At 65.8% G+C, this 2,404-nt stretch carries 3 protein-coding genes; all 3 read right to left on the bottom strand.

Translation table 11 applies throughout. The features are described 5' to 3' along the window. Positions 1-689: 689 nt before the first annotated feature. Entirely contained in the window at positions 690-1,043 is a 354-nt protein-coding gene (locus tag I5Q34_RS33395; protein WP_199896251.1) for a hypothetical protein, read from the bottom strand. A 373-nt stretch (positions 1,044-1,416) separates the two neighbouring features. Continuing rightward, positions 1,417-2,103: a response regulator transcription factor gene (locus I5Q34_RS33390; protein ID WP_199896250.1), complete on the bottom strand. Its 687-nt coding sequence runs from the start codon at positions 2,101-2,103 to the stop codon at positions 1,417-1,419. An 80-nt stretch (positions 2,104-2,183) separates the two neighbouring features. After that, positions 2,184-2,404: potassium-transporting ATPase subunit C (locus tag I5Q34_RS33385; protein WP_199896249.1), on the bottom strand; the 221-nt coding region annotated here is incomplete at its 5' end.

Here is a 2,404-nt window from a genome sequence, read left to right as displayed (position 1 = left end):
AGTTACGCTGACACAAGCCGCATAATCCGTGTCCAACTTTCGGGGACAAGGCCCGACCGGGTTCCGGGAACGGCTGCTGGCGCACGGACTGGAGGACAGGATCTTGGACCTGCTTCTGGAACGGCTGGCCGATATGGGGCTGGTCGCCTCCGGTGGGCGGCAGCGCACGGACTCCACGCACGTCCTGGCCGCGGTCCGCAGTCTCAACCGCCTGGAGTTCATCGGTGAGACGTTGCGGGCGTCGCTGGAGGCGTTCGCCATAGCCGCGCCAGACTGGATGCGCGCGTCGATGGACCCGGCATGGCAGGAACGCTACGGGACGCGTGTCGACGCCTACCGGCTGCCGACCGACGAGCAAGAGCGGCGCGATCCCGCCCGGCAGATCGCCATCGACGGTACCGCCTGCTCGAAGCGGCCTTCGCGCCGATGGCGCCGGAATGGTTGCCTGCCGTCTCTGTCCTGCGCACGGTGTGGGTGCAGCAGTTCACCCGCACCGTCACCGACGGCGAAGAGGAGGTGGCCTGGCGGGGGAAAGACGATCTCCCGCCGAGCAGAGCGATGGCCGCTTCGCCGTACGATCCTGAGGCCCGTTGCGCGAAGAAGCGCGGATCCGCCTGGGTCGGCTACAAGATTCACCTCAGCGAGAGCTGCGACGATCCCGGAGAGACGAAGCGCCCTCACTTGGTCACTCATGTCGTCACGACCGACGCCACGGTCAACGACGCGATGGTCGTCGAGGAGATCCACGACCGCCTCACCAGCAAGGGCCTCCTCCCAGCAGAGCACCTCCTGGACGCCGGATACACCTCGGCCGGGCTGTTGCTGACCGCGCCAGCCACCCGCGGCGTCCACGTCGTCGGCCCGGTCCGGTCGAACAACACCCGGCAGGCAGCCAAAGGTGGCGGCTTCGGCAAGTCCGCCTTCACCATCGACTGGCAGGCCAAGTGGGCCGCTTGCCCAACCGGTGCCACAAGCAGGTACTGGACGGCGGGAGTGGACAACAACGGTCGGGACGCCATCCGCATCCGCTTCGCGACCGCCACCTACGCGGCCTGCCCCGTGCGCGAAGTGCACCCGCTCTACCCGGTACGGGCGGCAGCTGACTGTCCGCCCCCAGGAACAGGACGCGGTCCTGGAACGCGTTCGCGCCGAGCAGTCCACGGACAAGTGGAAGGACCGTTACGCGGCCCGCGCCGGCGAGGAAGGCACCCCGCCACCTCCCCGATCGGTGAATTGCCCAGGACTTCACACACCGCGCGGTACCCGCAGAGCGCCACATCACCTCCGGATCCACACGTCCGCCTTCGTCACCTCGTCAACGAGGAAGAGAAGGCCAAGGAAGGCCTGGGCCGTTACGAAGCCACTGCCGGATATGAAACAGAGCTGTTCCTCTTGTATTCCCGCACTCCCGTAGGATCAGCCGGCTTCGAAGCGATATCCCATCCCTGGAGCGGTGATGAGATAGGAGGGGTGCGACGGGTCCGCCTCGAGTTTGCGCCTCAGCCGGGCCATGTATACGCGAAGGCAGTTGCTTCCGTCTCTGTAACGTGAGCCCCAGATCTCATGGAGTAGTTGCTTCCGGCCGACGAGATGGCCTCGGTGGCGGATGAGTACTTCGAGGAGGTGCCACTCGGTCGGGGACAGCCGGACGTCGTGTCCCTGCCGTGTGGCCTTCTTTGCGGACAGATCAATGGTGAAATCCTCCGTTGCTATTTTCCCGAAGGAGTTCATGTGTGCACCGTCTATTGCCCTGCGTGCAGCGGCACGTAGTCGGGCCAGCAACTCATCCATCCCGAACGGCTTGATGATGCAGTCGTCGGCGCCTGCGTCGAGCGCGGTGACCGTCTCGTCCCAGGCTCCGCGGTCGGAATAGGCCAGTATCGGCACTCGGCTCCAGGCACGGAGCGCCCTGAGCAAGTCGACCCCCTTCATATCGGGCAGATCGAGTCCCAACAGCACCACATCCGGGGAAAGTTCCCCGACCAGCCGAAGCGCGGTGACCCCGTTGCGCGCGGTTTCCACCTCGAAACTTCGTGCTTTGAGGTAAATCACGAGATACCGTGCGAGCTGCGGTTCGTTCTCCACTACGAGCACCCGGGGCATTCGATGCGCTGCCTTTCTCGCTGACTTCCGAGGGTTACGCGGCTGTGGGTGGCGGACCGCCGTCCGTCACCCACAGTGCCCTACTTCCCGGCGAGCTCCTTGAGTGCGATGTTGAGCTTGAGGACGTTGACGCGTTCCTCGCCCATGAAGCCCAGCGGTCGGCCGTCGGTGTGGTCCTTCACCAGCTGCTCGACCCTGGTGGCCGGCAGGCCGTTGGCCTTGGCCACCCGTTTGGCCTGGAGCTGTGCGTACTGGGGGGAGATGTGCGGGTCGACGCCGGAGGCGGAGGCGGTGAGGGCGT

This window comes from Streptomyces sp. AV19, from assembly GCF_015999245.1.
In the GTDB taxonomy this organism is placed as follows: Bacteria; Actinomycetota; Actinomycetes; order Streptomycetales; family Streptomycetaceae; genus Streptomyces.
The sequence above is the reverse complement of the archived record's forward strand: the minus strand, read 5'-3'. Positions and strand labels throughout refer to the sequence as shown.

Bases quoted from the DNA above. Each gene is read 5' to 3' on its own strand.
- I5Q34_RS33390 (WP_199896250.1), bottom strand. From the start codon at position 2,103: ATGCCCCGGGTGCTCGTAGTGGAGAACGAACCGCAGCTCGCACGGTAT.